At 71.7% G+C, this 22,335-nt stretch carries 18 protein-coding genes; 12 read left to right on the top strand and 6 right to left on the bottom strand.

Annotation, left to right across the window (positions count from 1 at the left end; genetic code table 11):
• Nucleotides 1-44 precede the first annotated feature (44 nt).
• On the top strand, nucleotides 45-587 hold the full coding sequence (locus ACFYPS_RS27330; RefSeq protein WP_354967618.1) for an ATPase: 543 nt from the start codon (nucleotides 45-47) through the stop codon (nucleotides 585-587).
• A 49-nt stretch (nucleotides 588-636) separates the two neighbouring features.
• Here ACFYPS_RS27330 and ACFYPS_RS27335 read toward each other — a convergent pair whose 3' ends face one another.
• The 3 genes from ACFYPS_RS27335 to ACFYPS_RS27345 all read right to left on the bottom strand — a co-directional run bounded on the left by ACFYPS_RS27335 (nucleotide 637) and on the right by ACFYPS_RS27345 (nucleotide 3,223).
• Entirely contained in the window at nucleotides 637-1,485 is an 849-nt protein-coding gene (locus ACFYPS_RS27335; RefSeq protein WP_354967619.1) for a hypothetical protein, read from the bottom strand.
• 298 nt (nucleotides 1,486-1,783) lie between these two features.
• Nucleotides 1,784-2,209, bottom strand: coding sequence for an OsmC family protein (locus ACFYPS_RS27340; protein ID WP_121657400.1), 426 nt, complete (start codon nucleotides 2,207-2,209; stop codon nucleotides 1,784-1,786).
• Nucleotides 2,210-2,272: 63 nt separating this feature from the next.
• Nucleotides 2,273-3,223 (bottom strand): serine/threonine-protein kinase, encoded by a 951-nt coding sequence (locus ACFYPS_RS27345; RefSeq protein WP_354967620.1) that lies wholly within the window; start codon nucleotides 3,221-3,223, stop codon nucleotides 2,273-2,275.
• Between the two features lie 139 nt (nucleotides 3,224-3,362).
• Between ACFYPS_RS27345 and ACFYPS_RS27350 the strand changes: the two genes are divergently transcribed.
• The 7 genes from ACFYPS_RS27350 (at nucleotide 3,363) to ACFYPS_RS27380 (ending at nucleotide 11,252) form a co-directional block, all read left to right on the top strand.
• Entirely contained in the window at nucleotides 3,363-3,653 is a 291-nt protein-coding gene (locus tag ACFYPS_RS27350; RefSeq protein ID WP_354967621.1) for a hypothetical protein, read from the top strand.
• 113 nt (nucleotides 3,654-3,766) lie between these two features.
• Nucleotides 3,767-4,513, top strand: a complete 747-nt coding sequence (locus ACFYPS_RS27355) for a response regulator transcription factor (protein ID WP_354967622.1) — start codon at nucleotides 3,767-3,769, stop codon at nucleotides 4,511-4,513.
• Nucleotides 4,514-4,562: 49 nt separating this feature from the next.
• Nucleotides 4,563-6,008 (top strand): HAMP domain-containing sensor histidine kinase, encoded by a 1,446-nt coding sequence (locus ACFYPS_RS27360; RefSeq protein ID WP_354967704.1) that lies wholly within the window; start codon nucleotides 4,563-4,565, stop codon nucleotides 6,006-6,008.
• Nucleotides 6,009-6,162: 154 nt separating this feature from the next.
• Nucleotides 6,163-6,312, top strand: coding sequence for a hypothetical protein (locus ACFYPS_RS27365; protein WP_007459587.1), 150 nt, complete (start codon nucleotides 6,163-6,165; stop codon nucleotides 6,310-6,312).
• 17 nt (nucleotides 6,313-6,329) lie between these two features.
• The gene (locus tag ACFYPS_RS27370) at nucleotides 6,330-7,760 is read left to right on the top strand and encodes a class I SAM-dependent methyltransferase (protein WP_354967705.1); all 1,431 of its coding nucleotides are present in this window, start codon (nucleotides 6,330-6,332) and stop codon (nucleotides 7,758-7,760) included.
• A gap of 43 nt (nucleotides 7,761-7,803) precedes the next feature.
• Nucleotides 7,804-9,804, top strand: coding sequence for a sulfatase-like hydrolase/transferase (locus ACFYPS_RS27375; RefSeq protein ID WP_354967706.1), 2,001 nt, complete (start codon nucleotides 7,804-7,806; stop codon nucleotides 9,802-9,804).
• 164 nt (nucleotides 9,805-9,968) lie between these two features.
• Entirely contained in the window at nucleotides 9,969-11,252 is a 1,284-nt protein-coding gene (locus tag ACFYPS_RS27380; RefSeq protein WP_354967623.1) for a citrate synthase, read from the top strand.
• A gap of 181 nt (nucleotides 11,253-11,433) precedes the next feature.
• On the opposite strand, the gene ACFYPS_RS27385 is transcribed toward ACFYPS_RS27380, so the two are convergent.
• Entirely contained in the window at nucleotides 11,434-12,837 is a 1,404-nt protein-coding gene (locus ACFYPS_RS27385; RefSeq protein ID WP_354967624.1) for a glycosyltransferase family 4 protein, read from the bottom strand.
• Nucleotides 12,838-13,164: 327 nt separating this feature from the next.
• On the opposite strand from ACFYPS_RS27385, the gene glgX reads away from it, so the two are divergent.
• Genes glgX through treZ form a run of 3 tightly spaced genes read left to right on the top strand, consistent with a single transcriptional unit; the run spans nucleotide 13,165 to nucleotide 19,332 of the window.
• On the top strand, nucleotides 13,165-15,282 hold the full coding sequence (glgX, locus tag ACFYPS_RS27390) for a glycogen debranching protein GlgX (RefSeq protein ID WP_387327963.1): 2,118 nt from the start codon (nucleotides 13,165-13,167) through the stop codon (nucleotides 15,280-15,282).
• 1 nt (nucleotide 15,283) lies between these two features.
• On the top strand, nucleotides 15,284-17,608 hold the full coding sequence (gene treY / locus ACFYPS_RS27395) for a malto-oligosyltrehalose synthase (protein ID WP_354967626.1): 2,325 nt from the start codon (nucleotides 15,284-15,286) through the stop codon (nucleotides 17,606-17,608).
• A complete protein-coding gene (gene treZ, locus ACFYPS_RS27400; protein WP_354967627.1) occupies nucleotides 17,608-19,332 on the top strand; it encodes a malto-oligosyltrehalose trehalohydrolase in 1,725 nt (574 codons plus the stop codon). Before treY ends, treZ begins: the two co-directional genes overlap by 1 nt.
• Nucleotides 19,333-19,407: 75 nt before the next feature.
• On the opposite strand, the gene ACFYPS_RS27405 is transcribed toward treZ, so the two are convergent.
• The gene (locus ACFYPS_RS27405) at nucleotides 19,408-19,662 is read right to left on the bottom strand and encodes an MOSC domain-containing protein (RefSeq protein WP_354967628.1); all 255 of its coding nucleotides are present in this window, start codon (nucleotides 19,660-19,662) and stop codon (nucleotides 19,408-19,410) included.
• A gap of 106 nt (nucleotides 19,663-19,768) precedes the next feature.
• Nucleotides 19,769-20,662 carry an aminoglycoside phosphotransferase family protein gene (locus ACFYPS_RS27410; RefSeq protein WP_354967629.1) on the bottom strand — a complete coding sequence of 298 codons (894 nt, stop codon included), beginning with the start codon at nucleotides 20,660-20,662 and terminating at the stop codon, nucleotides 19,769-19,771.
• A gap of 353 nt (nucleotides 20,663-21,015) precedes the next feature.
• On the opposite strand from ACFYPS_RS27410, the gene ACFYPS_RS27415 reads away from it, so the two are divergent.
• Nucleotides 21,016-22,206 (top strand): helix-turn-helix domain-containing protein, encoded by a 1,191-nt coding sequence (locus tag ACFYPS_RS27415; RefSeq protein WP_354967707.1) that lies wholly within the window; start codon nucleotides 21,016-21,018, stop codon nucleotides 22,204-22,206.
• Nucleotides 22,207-22,335 lie beyond the last annotated feature (129 nt).

A 22,335-nucleotide genomic window follows, 5' to 3' on the forward strand; every position in this document is an offset into this window, starting at 1 on the left:
AGGATCCAGGTGGGAAGAAACAGCAGCTGCCTGGGGGCGACAGTATGAGGTTCTCCGTCGTTGAGACCGGTTACGACCAGCGGCAGGTGGATTCCTGCCTGGATGAGCTGGCGATCCGGTTGTCCCGGCTCGCGGCGCGGGCGGAGGGCGCCGCCGGGACCGCTCGGGTCTGGGACGAGATCCGCGAGGAGGCGACCTGGCTCAGCGGGCTGCTCCAGCGGCTGGATCTGGGCGACGCCGCGAGCACCCGGCGTGCTGGTGACGCGGTGCGGCGGGAGGCGGCCGAGATCCTGGCCCAGGCACGGATCGAGCTGGACGAGGCCCGCGAGGAGGCCCGGCAGGTACGCGAGCGGGCGTACGCGGAGGCCATGCAGGCCCGGCGCGACTTCGAGGCGGCGCTGGACGCCCGCCGGCGACGCGAGGCGCGGGTGGACGAGATCCTCGGCGGGGTGACCGCCGAGCAGGTACCCACCGACACCCCGACCGCGGCGGCGGGCACGGGCGTACCGGCGACGCGGGTGGCCGCTGGCGGCCGGGACGTGGGCATGGAGCCGCCGGCCGGGCGGGACGGCGCCCACAACCGCTGACGCGCACCGAGGGGGTGGATCGGTCGCCTGGCGACCGCCGTGCGCGCCCTCAGGCGGTCAGGGCCGCCGCGACGGTCGTCGCCCGCTCCTCGTGCTGGGCGTACGCGTCGGGGAAGGCGGAGATCTGCACGGCCTGGGCGGCGGCGGTGACGCTCATGTCCTGCCAGCCCGGGATCTCGTTGAGCGCCTCGTAGAAGGCCCGGGCGGCGTACGACGGGCGCATCAGCTCGGCCACCGTGCCCCAGCCGCTGCTGGGCCGCTGCTGGAACAGGCCGACCGAGTCGTGGTCGAAGCCGCTGCCCTGGTTCGGGTACTGCGCCGACTCCGGCAGCACGTCGCTGGCCAGGTTGTAGAGGTTGCTCTCCTGCATGGCGGTGGCCAGCGCCACCACCAGCGCGCGGCGCGGCATCTTCATCTCCAGCCCGACGTCAACGATGATCTTGGCGTTGTCCATCTGGGCCTGGTCGAGTCCGGCGACCGGTCGGGGTCGGCGCGGCTTGACCGGCTTCTTGACCGCCTTGCGCGCGGCGGTGCGGGTGGGGGTGGGCTTCGGGGTCGGGCTGGGGATGATCCGCGCGGGGGCGGCCTCGCGGTCCAGCGATCGGGAGGCGCGCTCGTCGGCGATGGCGGCGCGGTCGGCAACCGCCTCGGCCAGCGACTCCACCGGGCGGGTGTTGTCCTCGCCGCCTCGGGCGGTGGTGACCGCGACCAGGCTCAGGCAGCAGGTGACACCGGTGGCCAGGGCCACCCGGAGCGGGGTCGAGCCCAGCAGGGCGCGGCGGGGTGGCTCGGAGGCCCGGTGACGGCCGATCGTCCGTTCGGTTGATGCGGCGTCGCTCGAAAGGGTCGTCGGGCGCGCGTCGGTCAGCTTCTGCTCGGAGGGGTCGTCGCGATGCACTCGCCGAGGCTAAAGAACTGCTTTCCCGATTCCACCGGCCCGTACGGTGGCATGCGCCACAATTTGTCCCGATCTTGGGGACAATAAGGGGCAACAACCCCGCAAAGACGATCAACCTCGCCGTTCGGGCTAGCCGGGTATTCCCGATTCGCCGGTCAAAGCCGGTCGCCGTCGACGTCATCAGCATCCGTTTCGGCGGCTCTTCACGACTCACTCCTACGGCCGATGCCCGGTCCACCGAACACCCGAGACCCCGGCATGGCCGTTCGGTGGACGCACGACCCAGGTGGCGACCGGATCAGTGCCGGCCGTTCTCCGCCGGGGTGACGGTCAACCGGTGCCGGCTGTTGTCGCCGCTGGAGAACGGCCAGAGCCGGTCGGCGTACTCGACCAGGTCGGCCAGTTGCTGCCGGCTCAGACCGGCGGAGGAGATCGAGGCGTGCACGTCGGCCCGGTACCGGCCGTCGTCGTCGCGCCCCAGCTTCGCCTCAGCCCGCACCTGAACGGTGTGCGCCTCGTCGGTGATCTCCCCGGCAGCCTCCACCGCCGCGTGGTGCAGGCAGGACGCGAAGGCGGCGGCCAACAACTGCTCCGGCCGCAACCCGGTGCAGTGCGCCGCCAGCGGCGAGGCCAGCGCGGAGGAGAGTCCGCCATCGTCGGTGCGTACGTGACCGCCCTCGGCGGTCGCGGTGGCCTCATGCAGCCAGGAACTCGGATCCGGCATCGCGTTCCTCCCGTCGCTCACCGGCCCGAGTTCCCGACCCTTGCGCGGCGAAACGCCGAGCGGTCAGCGCCCGCCGGACCGGTCCGGCCCGTCGGCCACCCGCACCGCCTCGGTGGCCTCCATCGCGGCCTGCTCGGTCCACGGCGACGTCGCAGCCGATCGGCGTGCCGTGGGCGCCAGCATCGGCACGTACACCCGGGCGTCCACCGCCTCGGCCAGCAGCAGCGCGGCGACCAGGCTGGTCGGACGCCGCGCCGGGTCCTCGGCCAGGCAGGAGCGGCACAGCTCGGCCACCTCCGGCGGGAGCCCGTCGATCTCGGGCAGCGGTTCCGCCGGCCGCCGGCGGCGCGCGCCCAGCAGCTCGACGGTGCTGTCCGCCGCGTACGGCAGCCGGCCGGTGAGGCAGTAGTAGAGCAGCACGCCGAGGGCGTACATGTCGGCCGCCGGGGTGGCCGGCGCGCCGTCGAACTGCTCGGGCGCCAGGTACGCCGGAGTGCCGACGATGATCCCTTCCGGCGTCGGGTCCGACGCCCCGGCCGGGCTGGCGATGCCGAAGTCGAGCACCTTCACCCCCGAGGGGGTGAGCATGATGTTGGCCGGCTTGACGTCGCGGTGCACGATGCCGTTCGCGTGCGCGGCGGCCAGCGCCGCGCCGACCTCCGCGCAGACCCGGACCGAGATCCGCCAGTCCAGCGGACCGGCCCGCAGGTGCGCGGCGAGTGTCTCCCCCTCGGCCAGCTCCATCACGATGTACGGCACCTGGCGACCGGGCAGCGCGGAGGAGGAGGTGCCGAAATCGTGCACGCTCGCCACGTTCGGGTGCACCAGGCGGGCCGCGGAGCGGGCCTCGGCCTGGATGCGCTCCACCGGGCCGTGCTGGCCGTCCGCGCCGGGCGAGATCAGCTTCACCGCGACCGGCCGGTCCAGCACCCGGTCGTGGGCTCGCCACACCTCGGACATGCCGCCGACGCCGATGCGCTGTTCGAGCCGGTATCGCCTGTCCAGCGTGCGCATCGACCGCTCCTCGCCTCGTCCCGCCGGCGGCGGTTGCTTCGTTCGCGGTACCCGGGCTCCGAGCTGGGCAAACCGTCGGCCAAATCGCGAGGCGCCGGGCCCGCCCACCCGCTGCGATGCGGGCGGTGGGTGCGGTAGCTTGCGAGCCAGGGCCGGTGTCACCGAACGTGCCGGCACGGTCACCCGAGGGGACGCCGCGATGGGCGAGGTCACCGTACGCTTCGTCGGCGGGCCTGCTGACGGCCTGGTGCGGGAGGTGCCGGCCGGGCCGGACGGCGCCCCGCCGCAGCGTTGGATCATGCGGCACCCGGACGGCACCGGGCCGGTGCAGGCCGGCCCCGACCACCTCTACGAGCGCGACCGGCCCGACGGCCTGGGCGGTTGGAGCATGCGGTTCGTACGCACCGACCCGTTCGGGGTGTCCGAGTGACCCCGGGGCGGAGCTGACCGGCGGTGACACCGACGCGCCGCCGACCCGTCCGCACAGCCGGCACACAGGTGCCGCAGAGGCGTGCCACAGCTGGCGCGCCCACGATGGGGGACATGGTCATGGACGGGCAGACCGCGCCCAGCCGGATCGAGCTGCGCCGCCCCGACGGCGAGCCGGTCCGGGTGCTGGTGGTCGACGACGAGCCGACGCTGACCGACCTGCTGTCGATGGCGCTGCGCTACGAGGGCTGGCAGGTGCGCAGCGCCGGCAACGGCACGGCGGCGTTGAGCACCGCGCGGCAGTTCCAGCCGGACGCCGTGGTGCTCGACGTGATGCTGCCCGACCTGGACGGCTTCCAGGTGCTGCGCCGGTTGCGCGAGCAGTCGCCCACCGTGCCGGTGCTCTTCCTGACCGCCCGGGACGCGGTCGAGGAGCGCATCGCCGGGCTGACCGTCGGCGGCGACGACTACGTCACCAAGCCGTTCAGCCTGGAGGAGGTGATCGCCCGGCTACGCGCCCTGCTGCGCCGCTCCGGCTTCGCGATCGCCACCCGGGAGGACGCGGTGCTGACCGTCGGCGATCTCAGCCTCGACGAGGACAGCCACGAGGTCCGGCGGGACGGCCAGCTCATCACCCTGACCGCGACCGAGTTCGAGCTGCTGCGCTTCCTGATGCGCAACCCGCGCCGGGTGCTCAGCAAGGCGCAGATCCTCGACCGGGTGTGGAACTACGACTTCGGCGGCCAGGCCAACGTCGTCGAGCTGTACATCTCGTACCTGCGCAAAAAGATCGACGCCGGCCGGGCACCGATGATCCATACGTTGCGCGGCGCGGGCTATGTCCTCAAGCCGGCCGAGTGACCCGGGCGACCGACCGGGCCGCCGGCCGGTGCGCGCCGCCCGCCGGTGGCTGGCCGGCCGGTCGTTGCGTACCCGGTTGGTGCTCGCCCTGGTCGCGCTGCTCGCGCTGGTCAGCGTCGCCATCGGCGGGCTCACCACGGTGGCGCTGCGGCACTTCCTGATCGACCGGCTCGACGCCCAACTGGCCCCCTCCACGGTGATGCGGGGCGCGGGTCGGCCGGCCTTCCCGGGCAGCGGGCCGGCCATCCCGCCCGGACTACCGGCCGGCACCGTGGTAGCCGACATCACCGGTGACCGGGTTACGGCCGCGTCCACGCTGACCCACAGCCCGTCCAGCGCGGACCCCTTCCCCGACGAGAAACCCGTTCCGGCCGACGAGGTCGCCGCCCTGGCCGCCCTGCCGGTCGGCGCCGAGCCGCGCACGGTCGACCTCGGCGACCGCGGCGAGTACCGCGCCGTCGCCCGGCAGTTCCGCGACGGCCGGGTGCGGGTCGTCGCGCTGCCGCTGGCCGGCGTGCGGGAGACCGTCTGGTGGATGATCGCCGCGCAGGCCGGCGTGGCCACCGTCGGGCTGCTCATCGCCGGCACTGCCGGCGCGCTGATCGTCCGGGCCACGCTGCGACCGCTGAACCGGGTGGCCGCCACCGCCACCCGGGTCACCGAGCTGCCGTTGGACCGCGGCGAGGTGGCGCTCGCCGTCCGGGTGCCGGCGGGGGACACCGACCCGCGTACCGAGGTCGGCCAGGTCGGCGCCGCGCTGAACCGGATGCTCGGCCACGTCGCCGACGCGCTCGCCGCCCGGCAGGCCAGCGAGACACGGGTACGCCAGTTCGTCGCCGACGCCAGCCACGAGCTGCGCACCCCCCTCGCCGCGATCCGCGGGTACGCCGAGGTGGCCCGGCGCGGCCGTGGCGAGGTCCCCGCCGACGTGGCGCACGCCCTGCGCCGGGTGGAGTCGGAGAGCACCCGGATGACCAGCCTCGTCGACGACCTGCTGCTGCTGGCCCGGCTGGACACCGGCCGCCCGCTCGCGGTCGACCAGGTCGACCTGTCCGCCCTCGTGGTGGACGCGGTCAGCGACGCGCACGTGGCCGGCCCGGAACACCGTTGGCAGCTCGACCTGCCCGAGGTGGTGATCCGGGTCCCCGGCGACGCCGCCCGGCTGCACCAGGTGGCGGCGAACCTGCTGGCCAACGCCCGGGTGCACACCCCGCCCGGCACGGTGGTGACGACCACGCTGGCCGTCGACGGGGACGCGGCCGTGCTCACCGTCGCTGACGACGGGCCGGGGGTGCCGGCGGAGCTGCAACCGGAGCTGTTCGAGCGGTTCGCCCGCGGCGACAGCTCCCGGTCCCGGGCGCACGGCAGCACCGGCCTCGGCCTCGCGATCGTGGCGGCGGTGGTGGAGGCGCACCACGGCGCGGTCGCGGTGCACAGCCGGCCGGGCCGGACCGTGTTCACCGTGCGGCTGCCGAATCCCACAGCTGACGCATAGTCCCCAGCTCCGTCCCGGTGCAGTGCGCCAATCTGTCCGCTACGGCGTGGACGATCGGCGTACGGTGAGGAACAAGTCCGGCTTTCTGGGTCAAAAGCCTCACCGCTGTACGCCCGGGACGCCGGTGTCGAGACGGCGAGTGAAGGAGCGATCGGTGATCCATCTGGCCTACCTGGACGCGGGATCCGGCAGCCTGATCGTGCAGGCGGTCGTGGGCGGGGTGGCCGGGGCCGCGGTCGCTGCCAAGCTCTACTGGCGACGCCTGGTCGACCGGTTCCGCCGACAGCCCACCGACCAGCGGTGAGTCGGCACGTCCCGGCGATGGCGTTCTCACCCGCGGCGGCCCGGCCCGAGCCGGCCTCCTTCCGCGATCCGGCCAACCGGGTCTTCCATGTCGGCGACGAGGTGCTGCGCGGGCTGGACGCGCAGGCAGCCGAGCACTGGCGGGCGCTGCGAGCCACCGCCTTCTTTCCGGCGCTGGTTGCCGCGGGCAAGGTCTGCGCTACCGAGGACGCGCCACCGGCGCTGGTGCCCGCGTCCGCCGGGAAGCCGTGGGCGGCGGTGCTGCGCCACGAACGCATCCCGTTCGTCTCCCACCCGTACGAGTGGTCCTTCAGCATGCTGCGCGACGCCGCGCTGCTGCACCTGGAGATCCTGCGCGGCGCGCTCACCGACGGGTTCACCACCAAGGACGGCTCGGCCTACAACCTCCAGTGGCGTGGCGCCGAGGCGGTCTTCATCGACATCGGCTCCTTCGAGCCGGTACGCGACGGCGAGCCGTGGGCCGGCTACCGGCAGTTCTGCCAGACCGTGCTCTACCCGTTGCTGCTCACCGCCCACCTGGGGGTGGACTTCCAGTCCTGGCTGCGCGCCCGGGTCGACGGCATCGAGGCCGAGCAGCTCCGCCCGCTCTTCGGCGGGGCCCGCCGGCTGCGCCCCGGCGTCCTGACCCACGTGCACCTGCACGGCGCGATGCAGCAGCGCAACGCCGCCGCCAGCACCACCGACGTACGGGCCCAGCTGCGGGCCGCCGGTTTCTCCCGGGAACTGCTGCTGGCCACCGTGCGTGGCATGGAGAAACTCGTCCGCAAGCTGGACCGTCGCCCGGCGGGCAGCCACTGGTCGGACTACCAGCGCACCTGCGGCTACTCCGCTCAGGACCGGGCGGCCAAGGAGCGGTTCGTGTCCGCCGCGCTGACTGCCGGCGCCCGGCCGCGCCTGGTACTCGACCTGGGCGCCAACGACGGCCGGTACGCCCGGCTGGCAGCCGAGCACGCCGACTACGTGGTCGCCGTCGAGCAGGACCCGGCCGTGGTCGACGAGCTGTACCGGGCGCTGCGGGCCGAGGGGCACCGCCGGATCCTGCCGCTGGTGGTGGATCTGGCCGACCCGTCGCCCGGTGGCGGCTGGCGGGGCGTCGAGCGCGCCGGCTTCGCCGAGCGGGCGTCGGCGGACGCGGTGCTCGCCCTGGCCGTGGTGCACCACCTGGCGATCGGGCGCAACGTGCCGCTGCCGGAGGTGATCGACTGGCTCGCGGGGCTGACGGCGCCGGGCGGTGCGGTGGTGGTGGAGTTCGTGCATCCGGAGGACCCGATGGCCCGCCGGCTGCTCGCCAACAAGCCCGAGGGCCTCTTTCCGGACTACCGGCGTGACACCTTCGAGCGCCTGCTCGCGGCCCGGGGCCAGATCACCGATCGTCTCGAGCTGCCTTCGGGCACCCGCACGCTCTACCGGGCGGTGATGGGTGGCTGAACCAGCGTCGGCATCCCCGCCGGGCCCGCCGGCCGAGAAGCCGGTGACCGGGCGGTGGGACCGGGGCTGGCGCGGTGAACTGTGCCGCCTGCTGGAGGTGGTGGCGCTGGTCGGGCTGGTGGTCACCCAGCCGCTGCTGGACGTGCTCGGCCGCAGTCCCGACTTCTTCCTCTTCCACCGAGCAGACCCGGGGCAGATTCTGCTGCTGGTCGCCCTGGTGGCGGTGGTGCCCACCGTGCCGGTGGCGCTGCTCGGTGCGCTGAGCCGCCTCGCCGGCCGAACGACCCGCGCGCTCACCCACACCGGCCTCGTCGGGCTGCTGCTGGCCGCCCTGGCCGTGCAGGTGGGCCGGCACGTGACGCCGCTTCGGGGCGTACCCCTGCTGCTCGTCGCCGGCCTGGCCGGCGCGGCCGGCGCGGCCGCGCATCGGCGCTGGCGGGCGCCGAGCCGGGTGCTGCGGCTGGCCGCAGTCGGGCCGGTGGCCTTCGTGGCGCTCTTCCTGCTCGGCTCACCCACCTCCGTGGTGGTGCTGCCCCGCGGCGACGGCGGCGCGGCCGGCACCGCGCAGGGTACGGGCGGCCACCCGCCGGTGGTCATGCTGATCCTCGACGAACTGCCGCTGGTGAGTCTGCTCGGCGCCGACGGGCGGATCGACGCGGCCCGGTACCCGCACTTCGCCGAGCTGGCCGGCGGCTCGACCTGGTACCGCAACGCCACCGGGGTCAGCGGCTGGACCCCCAACGCGCTGCCGGCGATGCTCACCGGCCGCTACCCGGCGCGGTCGGTCGCACCGCACTACTCGCAGTACCCGGACAACATCTTCACCGCCTTCGGCGGCCTGTACGACATCCGCGCCGAGGAGAGCATCACCCGGCTCTGCCCGCCCAGCCGCTGCGAGCAGCCGGTCGCGCCGGAACAGGGGCTCGGCGTGCTGGTGCGGGAGACCGGCAAGCTGCTCGGCCAGGTCGCCGGGCCGACCGAGGCCCGGGTCGACCCGGAGGACTCGTACCGGGAGCAGACCCGCGCCGAGGCCGGCCTGGACGCCGCCGAGCCGGTGCCGGCCGACCCGAAGTTCCGCTGGGACAGCCTGGACGACAACCAGCCGGCCCGGTTCACCAGCTTCCTGGCCGGGCTGAAACCGGCACCCCGACCTGCCCTGCACTTCCTGCACCTGCTGATGCCGCACTCGCCGTGGGCGTTCCTGCCGTCCGGGGCGCGCTACGACGCCCCCGAGGACCTGCCCAACGACGGCGCCGGCTGGGTCGACCTGGCCCGACAGCGGCACCTCGCCCAACTGGGCTACACCGACCGGCTGATCGGCGAGACGCTGCGCACGCTGCGCGCCAGCGGCCTCTACGACCAGGCCCTCGTCGTGGTCACCGCCGATCACGGGGTGAGCTTCCGCCCGGGCGCCCAGGGCCGGGGGATGGACGCCATCAAGGCGGCCGCCGGCGAGGTGGCGTGGGTGCCGATGTTCCTCAAGGAGCCCGGGCAGCGGGCCGGCCGCGTGGACGACCGCAACTGGGAACACGTCGACCTGCTGCCGACCGTGGCCGACGAGGCGGCCATCCGGCTGCCCTGGCGGGTCGACGGCCGTTCCGCCCGGCAGGCCCCGCGCACCGACGGCACGAAGCACTTCTACGACCGCCCCGGCGAACCGGTCACCTTCCCCGGCGGGGTGCCCGCCCCACCGCCGCTGCCACCGCCGCATCCCCTGGTGGGCACCGATGTCCGCGCCGGCCCGACGGGGGGCAGCGCCAGGGTGGCCGACCTGGCCGCGTTCCGGGCGATGGATCCGGACACCGGCACCCTGCCGGCGCTGGTCTGGGGCGACGTGCCGGACCGGATACCGGACGGCACGCTGCTGGCGGTGGCGGTGAACGGCCGGATCGGGGCGGTGGTCCCGGTGGTGCCGGCGGATCCCGGCGGACGCCGATTCGCCGCGCTGCTCACCGACGACCAACTGTTCCGGGCCGGCACCAACCAGCTCGACGTCTACCAGGTGGCGGCGGACGGTACGCTCCGACGCCTCGCGCTGTCCTGAGCTGGGCTCGCTGTGGTTTCGCGCGGGGTTTCCCGGCGGTCCGGTCGGGAATCGGGTGACGCATACCTCACCGCAGAACCACGGCGGGCGGTGTCGACCGAGCCGCAATTACGGTAGAAGCGAAGGCAATTCAACGTAGATCTGCCGGCGAAGCGAGGAACCACATGACGGAAGTCAAGCTCGATCACCCCGGTGGGCAGCTGTCGATGCCGGTGCATCCTGCGGTCGAGGGCCCCGCCGGTATCGGGGTGAGCAAGCTGCTGAAGGAAACCGGGATGACCACGTACGATCCCGGTTTCGTGAACACCGCGGCTGCCTCATCCGCGATCACCTACATCGACGGCGACGCGGGGATCCTGCGTTACCGGGGATACCCGATCGAGCAGCTGGCCGAGAAGTCCTCCTTCCTGGAGGTCTCGTACCTGCTCATCTACGGTGAGCTGCCGACCGAGCAGCAGCTGACCGAGTTCACCGAGTGGATCCGGCGGCACTCGCTGCTGCACGAGGAGATGCGCCGCTTCTTCGACGGTTTCCCCCGGGACGCCCACCCGATGGCCGTGCTCTCGTCGGCGGTCAGCGCCCTGTCCACCTTCTACCAGGACAGCCTGGACCCGTTCGACTCCGAGCACGTGGAGATCTCGACGGTCCGGCTAATGGCGAAGGTGCCGACCATCGCCTCGTACGCCTACAAGAAGTCCATCGGGCAGCCGCTGCTGTACCCGGACAACTCGCTGGGGTACGTGGACAACCTGCTGCGGATGACGTTCGGCGTGCCGGCGGAGCCGTACGAGGTCGACCCGGTGATGTCGAAGGTGCTGGACATGCTCTTCGTCCTGCACGCCGACCACGAGCAGAACTGCTCCACCTCGACCGTCCGGCTGGTCGGCTCCAGCAACGCCAACCTGTTCGCCTCGGTGTCCGCCGGTGTCAACGCGCTGTTCGGTCCGCTGCACGGTGGCGCCAACCAGGCGGTGCTGGAGATGCTCCAGCAGATCCACGCCGGCGACGACGACGTCCGCTCCTTTGTCCGCAAGGTCAAGAACAAGGAGGACGGCGTCAAGCTGATGGGCTTCGGCCACCGGGTCTACAAGAACTACGACCCGCGGGCGGCGATCGTCAAGAAGGCGGCGCAGGACGTGCTGGGCCGGATGGCCAAGCCGGACCCGCTGCTGGACATCGCCATGGAGCTGGAGGAGATCGCGCTCGCCGACGACTTCTTCGTCTCCCGCCGGCTCTACCCGAACGTGGACTTCTACACCGGCCTGATCTACAAGGCCATGGGCTTCCCCACGAAGATGTTCACGGTGCTGTTCGCGCTCGGCCGGCTCCCCGGCTGGATCGCCCAGTGGCGCGAGATGATCAACGACCCGGAGACCAAGATCGGCCGCCCGCGGCAGGTCTACGTCGGCTCGGCCGAGCGGGACTACGTCCCCTTCGCCAACCGCTGACGTGCAAGGAAGGGCACCTTATTAACGCCTCGTGTAGAGGAAGGGCCCCTTCTTGACACTCCGACAGGACAAGGGCCGCCGACTCATGGTCGGCGGCCCTTGTCGTGCGATCAGTAGCGCGCTTGTTAATAGGGGGCCCTTCCTCTACCGCAGGCGTTAATAAGGTGCCCTTCCTTGCACCTCAGCGGAGGCCGGCGGCGGCCAGCAGGTTGCCGTGGGGGAGCGCGGGGAGGGCGCGGCCCTGGGACATGCGCTGTTCGGCGCGCTGGGCGGTGAACGCGGCGTCGGTCGCGATGGCCGCGGCGTAGCTGGCGGCGGTGCGTTGGGCGATCGCGGACCAGCCGTACTGGTCGTGCACCATCTGCCGGGCGCGGCGGGCCAGCGCGCGGGCGCGGTCCCGGTCCGACAGCAGCGCGTGCACGGCGTCGGTCAGCCCGTCCGGGTCGTGCGGTGCGAAGGTCATCCCGGTCACCCCCGGCTCGACGATCTCCGCGAGACCACCGGTGGCGGCCACCGCGAGTGGGGCTCCGGCCGCGGCGCCCTCCAGGGCCACCATCCCGAACGGCTCGTAGATGCTCGGCACCGCGAAGCAGTCGGAGGCGGCCATCAACGCCGGCAGGTCGGTGCCGCCCAGGAAGCCCGGCATGGCGACCATGCCGCCCAGGCCGCGGCGGTGCACCTCGGCTTCCAGCTCCGCGCGGTACGGGCCGTCGCCGGCGATCACCACGCGCAGTCCGGGGTGCCGCTCGCGCAGCCGTGGCAACCCGGCGATCAGGTGCTGCACGCCCTTCTCGTAGACCAGCCGGCCGGCGAAGGTGACCAGCGGGCCGTCCCCGGCGAACCGGGCCCGAGCGGCGCTCACCGCGGCCGACGGCACTTGCCAGCGGTGCGGCTCCACGCCGTTGGCCACCACGTCGACCCGGCCGTTCGGCACGCCGAACAGCGTGGTCACCTCGTCGCGCATGTACCCCGAGCAGACGATCACCCGGGCGGACTCGTTGCTGAGCCAGTGCTCGACGCCGTGGATGGTGCGGTTCATCTCCTCGGGCAGCCAGCCCTGGTGCCGGCCGGCCTCGGTGGCGTGGATGGTGGTGACCAGGGGCAGGTCCAGGTGCTCGGCGAGGGTGATCGCGGTGTGGGCGACGAGCCAGTCGTGGGCGTGGATGACGTCGTAGGTGCCGGCTTCGGTGGCGCGTAGGGCGGTGCGGGTGAGGGTGTGGTTGAAGGCCATGGTCCAGGCGAGGAGGGATTCGGTGGCCAGGGGGAAGGTGACGGGGTCTTCGGGGGCGCGCAGGATGCGGACGCCGTCGGCGTATTCCTCCAGGGGTGCGCCGTCGGTGTGGCGGGTGACGACGGTGACGTCGTGGCCGGCGGTGGCGAGGGCGACGGAGAGGGCGTGGACGTGTCGGCCGAGGCCGCCGACGAGCACCGGCGGGTACTCCCAGGAGAGCATCAGGATGCGGCGGGTCTGCGGGGGGACCCCCGGGCCGGGCTGCGCCGGGACCTGGGGCCGGGAGGTCAGGGTGGGCCGGTGGGCCCGGTCCTTGGTGGCAGCGAGCTGCTCGTCGACCCGCAGGGTCGTCACATCAATCTCCGTCCATGCATGGTGGTACGCGCCGGCGTCGGTGGCGGCGAAGCGGGAGGTGGCGGGGTGGCCGAAGGCCGAGTGGGGTACGCGCGGGAGCGTCCCCGAACAAGCAAAGGGCATCGAGCGCCGTCGCGCATCCTCAGAAGGGACAAGGTGACGGAAGACACCTGAAGGCCTGGCGCGCATCAGACAGGTGCATTCCGGGCGTCCCCTGAAAGGATGGATTGGCGCCGCGGGGCGGGGGGCAATACCGACGTGCGCGCTGGGCCCACGCCGGTGCGCTCGTGGCGCGGTGCGCACATGACCAAGGTCTGAAGGAGCGACATGCAGGTCTGGCCGGGCGAGCGGTACCCCCTGGGCGCCACCTACGACGGGATGGGCACCAACTTCGCCATCTTCTCGGAGCTGGCCGAGCGGGTGGAGCTGTGCCTCTTCGACGAGTGGGACACCGGCGCCGAGCGGCGGGTCGAGCTGCGCGAGGTGGACGCCTACGTCTGGCACGCGTACCTGCCGGGGATCGAGCCGGGGCAGCGCTACGGCTACCGGGTCCACGGGCCGTACGACCCGGCGAACGGGCTGCGCTGCAACCCGCACAAGCTGCTGCTCGACCCGTACGCCAAGGCGATCGACGGCGACGTGACGTGGGACCCGGCGGTCTACGACTACGACATGGCCGAGCCGGAGCGGATGAACGAGACCGACTCGGCGCCGTTCATGCCCAAGTCGGTGGTGGTCAACCCGTACTTCGACTGGGGCAACGACAAGCCACCGCGCACCCCGTACCACCACTCGGTGATCTACGAGGCACACGTACGGGGGCTGACCATGCGCCACCCGGACATCCCCGAGGAGCTGCGCGGCACGTACGCCGGCATCGCCTCCCCGCCGATGATCGAGCACCTGACCCGGCTCGGTGTGACCGCCATCGAGCTGATGCCCGTGCACCAGTTCATCCACGACCACCGGCTGGTCGACCTGGGGCTGCGCAACTACTGGGGCTACAACACCATCGCCTTCTTCGCCCCGCACCACGGCTACTCCGCGCTGGGCCGCCTGGGGCAGCAGGTGCAGGAGTTCCGGGGCATGGTCAAGGCGCTGCACGCGGCCGGCATCGAGGTCATCCTCGACGTGGTCTACAACCACACCGCCGAGGGCAACCACCTCGGGCCGACGCTGAGCTTCAAGGGCGTGGACGCCCCCAGCTACTACCGGCTCAGCGAGGAGGACCGCCGCTACTTCGTCGACTACACGGGCACCGGCAACAGCCTCAACGTGCGCAGCCCCCACTCACTTCAGCTGATCATGGATTCGCTGCGTTACTGGGTGCAGGAGATGCACGTCGACGGCTTCCGCTTCGACCTGGCCGCCACCCTGGCCCGCGAGTTCTACGAGGTGGACCGGCTCTCCACCTTCTTCGAGGTGGTCCAGCAGGACCCGGTGGTCAGCCAGGTCAAGCTGATCGCCGAGCCGTGGGACGTCGGCCCCGGCGGCTACCAGGTGGGCAACTTCCCGCCGGTGTGGACCGAGTGGAACGGCAAGTACCGCGACACCGTGCGGGACTTCTGGCGTGGTGAGCCGGCCACCCTGGCCGAGTTCGCGTCCCGGATCTCCGGCTCCGCCGACCTCTACCAGGACGACGGCCGCCGCCCCTTCCACAGCATCAACTTCGTCACCGTCCACGACGGGTTCACGCTCAACGACCTGGTGTCGTACAACGACAAGCACAACGAGGCCAACGGCGAGGACAACCGGGACGGCGAGAGCCACAACCGGTCCTGGAACTGCGGGGTCGAGGGCGACACCGACGACGAGGCGGTGCTCGCCCTGCGGGCCAAACAGCGGCGCAACTTCCTGGCCACGCTGATGCTCTCCCAGGGTGTGCCGATGATCGGCCACGGCGACGAGCTGGGCCGCACCCAGCACGGCAACAACAACGCCTACTGCCAGGACAGCGAGCTGGCCTGGGTCGACTGGGACAACACCGACTCCCAGCTGCTGGAGTTCGTCCGGACGCTGACCGCGTTCCGGGCCCGGCACCAGGTGTTCCGCCGCCGCCGGTTCTTCACCGGCCTGCCGGTCGGCGGGCGCGAGGTCGACGAGCCGCTGCCGGACCTGGCCTGGTACACCCCGGACGGGCGGGAGATGACCGGCGACGACTGGGGCAACGACTTCGGCCGCTCGGTGGCGCTCTTCGTCAACGGCGAGGGCATCCGCGAGCGCGGCCAGTACGGCCAGCGCCACCACGACGCCTCGTTCCTGCTGTGCTTCAACGCCCACGACGCGCCGCTTGACTTCACCCTGCCCGGCAGCGAGTACGGCCAGAAGTGGGAACGGGTGATCAGCACCGCCGAACCCGAACCAGACGACGTCACGGTGATCAGCGCGGATGGCACCGTCCGGGTGCCGGACCGTTCTCTGGTGGTGTTGGAAAGGATGATCTGAGATGGCGGTGCCCCCTCACACCGACAAACCCAACGACGTCCGCACCACCTACCGCGTGCAGGTCCGCCCCGGCTTCGACCTGGACGCCACCGCCGAGATCGTCGACTACCTGGCCGATCTCGGCGTCAGCCACCTCTACAGCGCGCCGCTGCTGACCGCCACCCCCGGCTCGGCGCACGGCTACGACGTGGTCGACCACCGCGCGGTCAACCCGGAGCTGGGCGGTGAAGCCGCTCGGCAGCGGCTCCTGCGCGCGCTGCGCGACGCCAAGCTCGGCCTGGTCGTCGACATCGTGCCCAACCACGCCGGGGTGGCCGTGCCGCCAGCCAACCCCGCCTGGTGGGACGTGCTGCGCCGGGGGCGCGCCTCGACGTACGCCGACTGGTTCGACATCGACTGGGACCGGGGCCGGCTGCTGCTGCCGGTGCTGGCCGACGCGCCGGACGCCCTGGACGACCTCAAGGTGGTCGACGGGGAGCTGCGCTACCACGAGCACCGGTTCCCCATCGCCGACAGCACCGGCGACGGCAGCGCCCGCGAGGTGCACGAACGGCAGCACTACGAGCTGGCCTCCTGGCGGCGCGGTGACGCCGAGCTGACGTACCGCCGGTTCTTCGCCGTTTCGGACCTGGCGGGGCTGCGGGTGGAGGACCCGGCGGTGTTCGCCGCCACCCACGAGCTGATCCTGCGCTGGGCCGCCGCCGGGGAGGTCGACGGCATCCGGGTCGACCACCCGGACGGCCTGCGCGACCCCGGCGGCTACCTGGCCCGGCTGCGGGAGGCCGCGCCGGAGGCCTGGCTCGTGGTGGAGAAGATCCTGGAGTACGGCGAGGAACTGCCGGACTGGCCGGTGGACGGCACCACCGGCTACGACGCTCTCGCCGCGGTCGGCGGGCTCTTCGTCGACACCGACGCCGAGGGTGACTTCACCGTGCTGGACACCCGGCTGACCGGGCAGCACACCTCGTGGGAGGACCTGACCCACGCCACCAAGCTGGCCGCCGCCACCCGATTGCTCGCCGCCGAGCTGACCCGGCTGGCCGCCCTCGCCCCCGAGGTGCCAACCGAGCAGGCCCGCGCGGCGCTCGCCGAGCTGGCCGCCGCGTTCGCCGTGTATCGGGGCTACCCGCCGCACGGCGACCAGCACCTCGCCGCCGCCCGCTCCGAGGCGGGCCGGCGCCGCCCGGATCTGACCACAGCCCTGGACGGGGTCACCCGCCGGCTGCGCGACCCCGACGACGAGCTGGCCCAGCGTTTCCCCCAGTTCACCGGCGCGGTGATGGCCAAGGGCGTGGAGGACACCGCCTACTACCGCTGGACCCGGTTCGTGGCGCTCAACGAGGTCGGCGACAGCCCCGCCCACTTCGGGGTACCGCCGGCGGAGTTCCACCGCTTCGCCGCCGCCCGGCAGGTCCGTTGGCCGGCGAGCATGACCACCGTCTCCACCCACGACACCAAACGCGGCGAGGACGTCCGCGCCCGCCTGGCCGTGCTCAGCGAGCTGCCGGGCCAATGGGCCGAGCAGGTCAAGAGCTGGATGGAGTACGCACCGCTGCCCGACCCGGCCTTCGCCCACCTGCTCTGGCAGACCGCCGTCGGCGCCTGGCCGATCGAACGGGAGCGGCTGCACACGTACGTCGAGAAGGCCGCGCGGGAGGCGTCGACCTCGACCAGTTGGGCGGACCCCGACCCGGTCTTCGAGCAGGCGCTGCACGCCGTGGTCGATTTGATGTACGACGACCCGAGCCTGCACGACGAGCTGACCGAGCTCGCGACGGCGATCACCCCGGCCGGCTGGTCCAACTCACTGGGCCAGAAGCTGGTGCAGCTCGCCATGCCCGGTGTTCCGGACACGTACCAGGGCACCGAGCTGTGGGACAACTCCCTCGTCGACCCCGACAACCGCCGCCCGGTCGACTTCTCCGTACGCCGGGAGCTGCTGGCGCGTCTGGACGGCGGCTGGCGTCCGCCGGTGGACGACAGCGGCGCCGCGAAGCTGCTGGTGGTCTCGCGGGCCCTGCGGCTGCGCCGGGCGCACCCGGAGCTGTTCACCGGCTACCGGTCGGTGCCGGCGCACGGGCCGGAGGGGCGGTTCGCGGTGGCCTTCGACCGGGGCGGCGCGATCGGGGTGGCCACCCGCCTGCCGCTGGGCCTGGCCCGTGTCGGTGGCTGGTGTGACACAGTCCTGTCGCTTCCCGTTAACGAGGTGAAGGACCTGTTCACCGGCCGGGTCTACAGTGGCGGAGAGACCTCCGTGGCCGACCTGCTGGCCGACTATCCCGTCGCACTGCTGGCTCCTCCCACCGCTTCCGTGGAGGCTGCGTGATGACCGAATTCACCGTGTGGGCGCCGGACGCCACCCGGGTCCGGCTGCGCCTGCCGGGCGACGCGGACCACGAGATGCGCGCCGCCGCCGACGGCTGGTGGCGGGTCGAGGTGCCCGACGCCGGGCTCGACTACTCCTTTCTGCTGAACGACGACGAAACCCCACTGCCCGACCCCCGGTCGCCGTGGCAACCTGCGGGTGTGCACGGGCCCAGCCGACGCTACGACCACGCCGCCTTCGAGTGGACCGACGACGCGTGGACGGGCCGGCAACTGCCCGGCAGCATCCTCTACGAGCTGCACATCGGCACCTTCACCCCCGAGGGCACCTTCGACGCGGCCATCGACCGCCTCGACCACCTCGTCTCACTCGGTGTCGACCTGATCGAACTGCTCCCGGTCAACGCCTTCAACGGCGAACACAACTGGGGGTACGACGGCGTCTGCTGGTACGCCCCACACCAGCCCTACGGCGGCCCGGACGGCCTGAAACGCCTCGTCGACGCTGCTCACGCCAAGGGGCTGGGGGTGATCCTCGACGTCGTCTACAACCATTTCGGGCCCTCCGGGGCCTACGCGCCGCGGTTCGGACCGTACCTCGCCGAGCAGAGCAACAGTTGGGGCCGCTCGGTCAACCTGGACGGCCCGCACTCCGACGAGGTACGCCGCTACATCATCGACAGCGTGCTCATGTGGCTACGCGACTACCACGTCGACGGGCTGCGCCTGGACGCCGTGCACGCCCTGCCCGACACCCGAGCGGTGCCGCTGCTCGAAGAGCTGGCCATCGAGGTCGAGTCCTTGTCGACGCACCTGGGCCGCCCGCTGTCACTGATTGCCGAATCCGACCTCAACGACCCACGGCTCATCACCCCTCGGGAGGCGGGCGGCTTTGGGCTGCACGCCCAGTGGAACGACGACGCGCACCACGCGCTGCACACGTTGCTGACGGGGGAGCGGCAGGGCTACTACGGGGACTTCGGCTCCCTGGAGACGCTGACGGACGTGCTCACGGGTGGGTTCTTCCACGCCGGCACCTGGTCCAGCTTCCGTAACCGCCACCATGGGCGGCCTCTGGACTCGCGCGTCCCTGGTCATCGGCTGGTTGCCTATTTGCAGAACCATGACCAGATCGGCAACCGGGCTACCGGTGATCGGATCTCGGCTTCGCTGTCGCCTTCGCTGCTGCGGGTCGGCGCTGTCTTGCTGCTGACCGCGCCCTTTACGCCGATGCTGTTCATGGGGGAGGAGTGGGCGGCGTCTACGCCGTGGCAGTTCTTCACGTCGCATCCAGAGCCGGAGTTGGCGTCTGCTGTGGTGGACGGGCGGCGGCGGGAGTTCGCGGCGCACGGGTGGCCGGAGGGGGACGTGCCGGATCCGCAGGATCCGGAGACGTTCGTGCGGTCGCGGTTGGACTGGGCGGAGCTGGACAAGCCTGAGCATCGGGAGATGTTCTCGTTCTACCAGCGGCTTATCGCGCTGCGTCGGTCTCTTCCGGACCTGTCGGATCCTCGGCTGCACGCGGTATCCGTTCAGCACGGGGATCAGTTCCTGCTGATGCGGCGGGGGGAGACGCTGGTGGTGGCGAACCTGGCTGGGCGGGGGCAAGGGGTGAGCCTGCCGGAGGTGGCGCGGCGGGTGCTGCTGGCCACGGGGGAGGGGGTCACGGTGATGCGGGACCGAATCCAGTTGCCGGCGGAGACGGCGGCGATCGTGGCGTTGTGACGTTGATGTCGAATCGCTTGAAGGAGGACGCACGCATATCGCGGCAGTTGCGGATATCGCGGCGCTTCTTTCGACCTACGCCCAGGAGCGCACATGGCCAGCGGCGACCCGGCCTGACCGCTCGACCGTGGCGAAAACCCCGAAGGCCAGTTCATGGTACTCAGCGAGGGTCTTGAGCAGATCGTTCCGCTCGCCCGCCCGATCCTGTGCCATGTCGATCATCACGCACCGAGTGAGCGGCCGGGCCGGCCGCAGGACGACTTCCGGGCCAACCTGCAGCCGGCGCCCCGGCCAGCCCTCCTCCGGGAAGCCGCTGCCGGGAATGTCCACGGCGGCGATCCAACGCAATCAGCGCGACGGTGACAGTCGACCAGCAAGCCAAGCGCACGAACGGCGGCAGATCCGGATGCCCGTGCGGGTCCCAGCGGACGTTTTGTCAGGCTAGTGTCTCGAACCACTGCCCCGTGAGTTCGCGCGCTCTGCGGCGGACGTGGGTGATCCCCGACGGGCTGTTGAACGCGGCGAAGGGCGGCCACAGGAAGACGAGGATGGCGAGCTCTTCCGCCAGCAGCGCACGCTGCAGCGTGTGGCGCTCGGACGGCCGATGATCCAGGTAGGCGTCGATCAGAGCCCGGGGGACGGTCACGCCGGCGGGTGTGACACGGACGCTGAGGAAGGCCAGGTCGGATACAGCCCGACCGATGCCGGCCGCCTGCCAGTCACAGAACACCAGTGAGCCGGCAGAGTGCACGATGTTGTCTGTGTGGCAGTCGCCGTGGATGAAGACCGGCGGTAGTGCCCCAATGTGATCTTCAAGTTCGACGCGCCGGGAGACGAGGTCGGCAAGCTGCGGAAGCACGGGGGCCCAGAAGGCGTGGATCTCTTCCAGGTCCGGGTCGGCCAGGGCCTCGCGCAGCGCATCGGGGCGGTTCCAGCCCCCGCCCTTTGGTAGCGGCATGCTGTGTAGGGTGGCCAGCTCCCGACCCAGGCTTGCCCACATGCCTGCAGTCCATGACGTGGGCTCCTTGGGCTCGCCTGCCGCCTCAAGTAGCACGGCTACACCGTCCTCGGCATCCACGCAATCGAGAAGCCTCGGTGTGCGCACCGAGGCGACTGGCGCGACGTCCTGGTAGAAGAAGAGTTCCCGCCGAGCTGCTGCCAGTGCCTGCGGCCCCAGCAGGGCGGGAGTGACCTTAAGGTATGCGGTCTGCCCGTCGGTCGTGCGCACGGCACGGACCCCAGCGCCAGACCGGGACTCGAGCCGCGCCGCAGACACCTGGCCGACTACCCCGAACTCATTGAGCACCATCGTCATGAAATCGCTCGACATCAGAGCGGTTACACCTCGAACTCCCTCACCCGCGCTCCTGAGCGCCCACGGCAATGGCTTCGCCCTCCACGTCGTACGCTTCGGCGTTTCGTTTGACCTTACCGACGCACGCTCATCGACAGATCCGGAAGCCGTGCAAGCGCCACATCGAGGCCCTCAGTCCGGCTCGTCCAGGTCACAGGCGACCGTAGCCAGCTCCGACGCTGCGGTTTGCCAAGTGCGACTGCGCGGGGCGACGCTTCTCGGGCACTCAGCGTCATCGCTTGGACGCTCTGTCGGTGTACCGTCCAACCGTGCGGGGATAGTTGGGCGTGGCCGCTATCCCGGTCCTCTACCTGGGAGTGGGCGAAGGTATGGTGACGAAGCCGGACACCATCGGTGCCAGGATCCGGTACTGGCGGATGCGCCGTGGCGGCATGACTCAGGCCGTCCTCGCTGGGCTCGCTGGTGTCACCCAGTCCTACGTGTCGCAGGTTGAGTCGGGCCGGAAGACCATCGACCGCCGCTCCACTCTGGTCGCTCTCGCTGCCGCACTCCAGGTCACCGTGGCCGACCTGCTTGGCCAAGGCACGGAGTCCGGCGATCCGGCCCGCGAGACCGCCGCCGAGTGCGTACCGGCGATCTGGTCGGCCCTGATCGAAATCGAGGACGGTGAACGCCGCCCGTCGACCTACACCGAGGACCGTCTGGCCGCCGAGATCGCCCGCAGCGACCAACTCCGGACCTCCTGCAACTACCCGGCAATGGCTCGCCTGCTCCCCGGTCTGCTGCTCGAAGCCGCCGCGGTGGGTGGGGCCGCGCTCGCCCAGGTCGCATACCAAGCCTCCGCTTGCCTCCGGCACCTCGGATACCGACACCTGGCGCTCAATGCCGCTCGGCTCGCCGCACTGGTCGCCGAGGACACCGACGACCCGGCCTGGATCGGCGCCTCCCGGTTCGCCTACGCGCAGAGCCTGCCGATCGAGTCGGCCGCGCTTGCCGCCCGTGCTGCCGATCGCTCGCTCCGCGAGCTTCAGGCCGACGCGGCTGACGAGCGGGTGCGACAGATGCTCGGACAGCTCCACCTTTCTGCCGCGCTGACCTCGTCGGTAAGTGGTCGTCCGGATGTCGCTCGCGATCATCTTGCCGAGGCGGCACGTGAGGCGGTGACCCTCGGCGACCCGTCAGACGGGGCCGGGTTCAACGGCTGCGGTTTCGGTCCGACCAATGTCGGGCTCTGGGAGATGTCTATCGCTGCGGAGCAGGGCGAGTCCGGCCGAGTGATCGAACTATCCCGGAAGGTCCGGCCGCAGGTCCTCGCGGCGTCCATCCGCCAGCAGTCCTACTGGCTTGATCTCGGGAGAGCTCTCGCGGACGGCGGTCGCCGGGACACCGAGGCGCTTGCCGCGTTTGTGCAGGCTGAGCGGGCCGCACCGATCCCGTTCGCCATCAACACTCTCGCCCGCGATGCCGTCGTGACGCTGGCACAGCGTGCCAAGCGCCGCGCCATTCCCGACGACCTGCGGCTGCTCGCTGGGCGTATCGGCGTCAACCTGGTTGCATAACTGGCAGTAATTTCGGCATCACTGATCGGCCCTAGTGTCCGCTTTGGGACGTCGCTGCGTCCCGTTGGCCTGGTACGCGGGTGGTCGGTCCCCGAGCATCACCGCTGGGCCTCGACCTGAGGAGGCGGG

This window comes from Micromonospora sp. NPDC005087, from assembly GCF_042872965.1.
In the GTDB taxonomy this organism is placed as follows: domain Bacteria; phylum Actinomycetota; class Actinomycetes; order Mycobacteriales; family Micromonosporaceae; genus Micromonospora.

Excerpts from the sequence above, each read along its gene's own strand:
- treY (WP_354967626.1), top strand. The coding sequence starts at position 15,284 with ATGGCGGTGCCCCCTCACACCGACAAACCCAACGACGTCCGCACCACC.
- treZ (WP_354967627.1), top strand. The coding sequence starts at position 17,608 with ATGACCGAATTCACCGTGTGGGCGCCGGACGCCACCCGGGTCCGGCTG.
- glgX (WP_387327963.1), top strand. The coding sequence starts at position 13,165 with ATGCAGGTCTGGCCGGGCGAGCGGTACCCCCTGGGCGCCACCTACGAC.
- ACFYPS_RS27355 (WP_354967622.1), top strand. The coding sequence starts at position 3,767 with ATGGTCATGGACGGGCAGACCGCGCCCAGCCGGATCGAGCTGCGCCGC.
- ACFYPS_RS27415 (WP_354967707.1), top strand. The coding sequence starts at position 21,016 with ATGGTGACGAAGCCGGACACCATCGGTGCCAGGATCCGGTACTGGCGG.
- ACFYPS_RS27410 (WP_354967629.1), bottom strand. The coding sequence starts at position 20,662 with ATGTCGAGCGATTTCATGACGATGGTGCTCAATGAGTTCGGGGTAGTC.
- ACFYPS_RS27340 (WP_121657400.1), bottom strand. The coding sequence starts at position 2,209 with ATGCCGGATCCGAGTTCCTGGCTGCATGAGGCCACCGCGACCGCCGAG.
- ACFYPS_RS27330 (WP_354967618.1), top strand. The coding sequence starts at position 45 with ATGAGGTTCTCCGTCGTTGAGACCGGTTACGACCAGCGGCAGGTGGAT.
- ACFYPS_RS27345 (WP_354967620.1), bottom strand. The coding sequence starts at position 3,223 with ATGCGCACGCTGGACAGGCGATACCGGCTCGAACAGCGCATCGGCGTC.
- ACFYPS_RS27370 (WP_354967705.1), top strand. The coding sequence starts at position 6,330 with ATGGCGTTCTCACCCGCGGCGGCCCGGCCCGAGCCGGCCTCCTTCCGC.
- ACFYPS_RS27380 (WP_354967623.1), top strand. The coding sequence starts at position 9,969 with ATGACGGAAGTCAAGCTCGATCACCCCGGTGGGCAGCTGTCGATGCCG.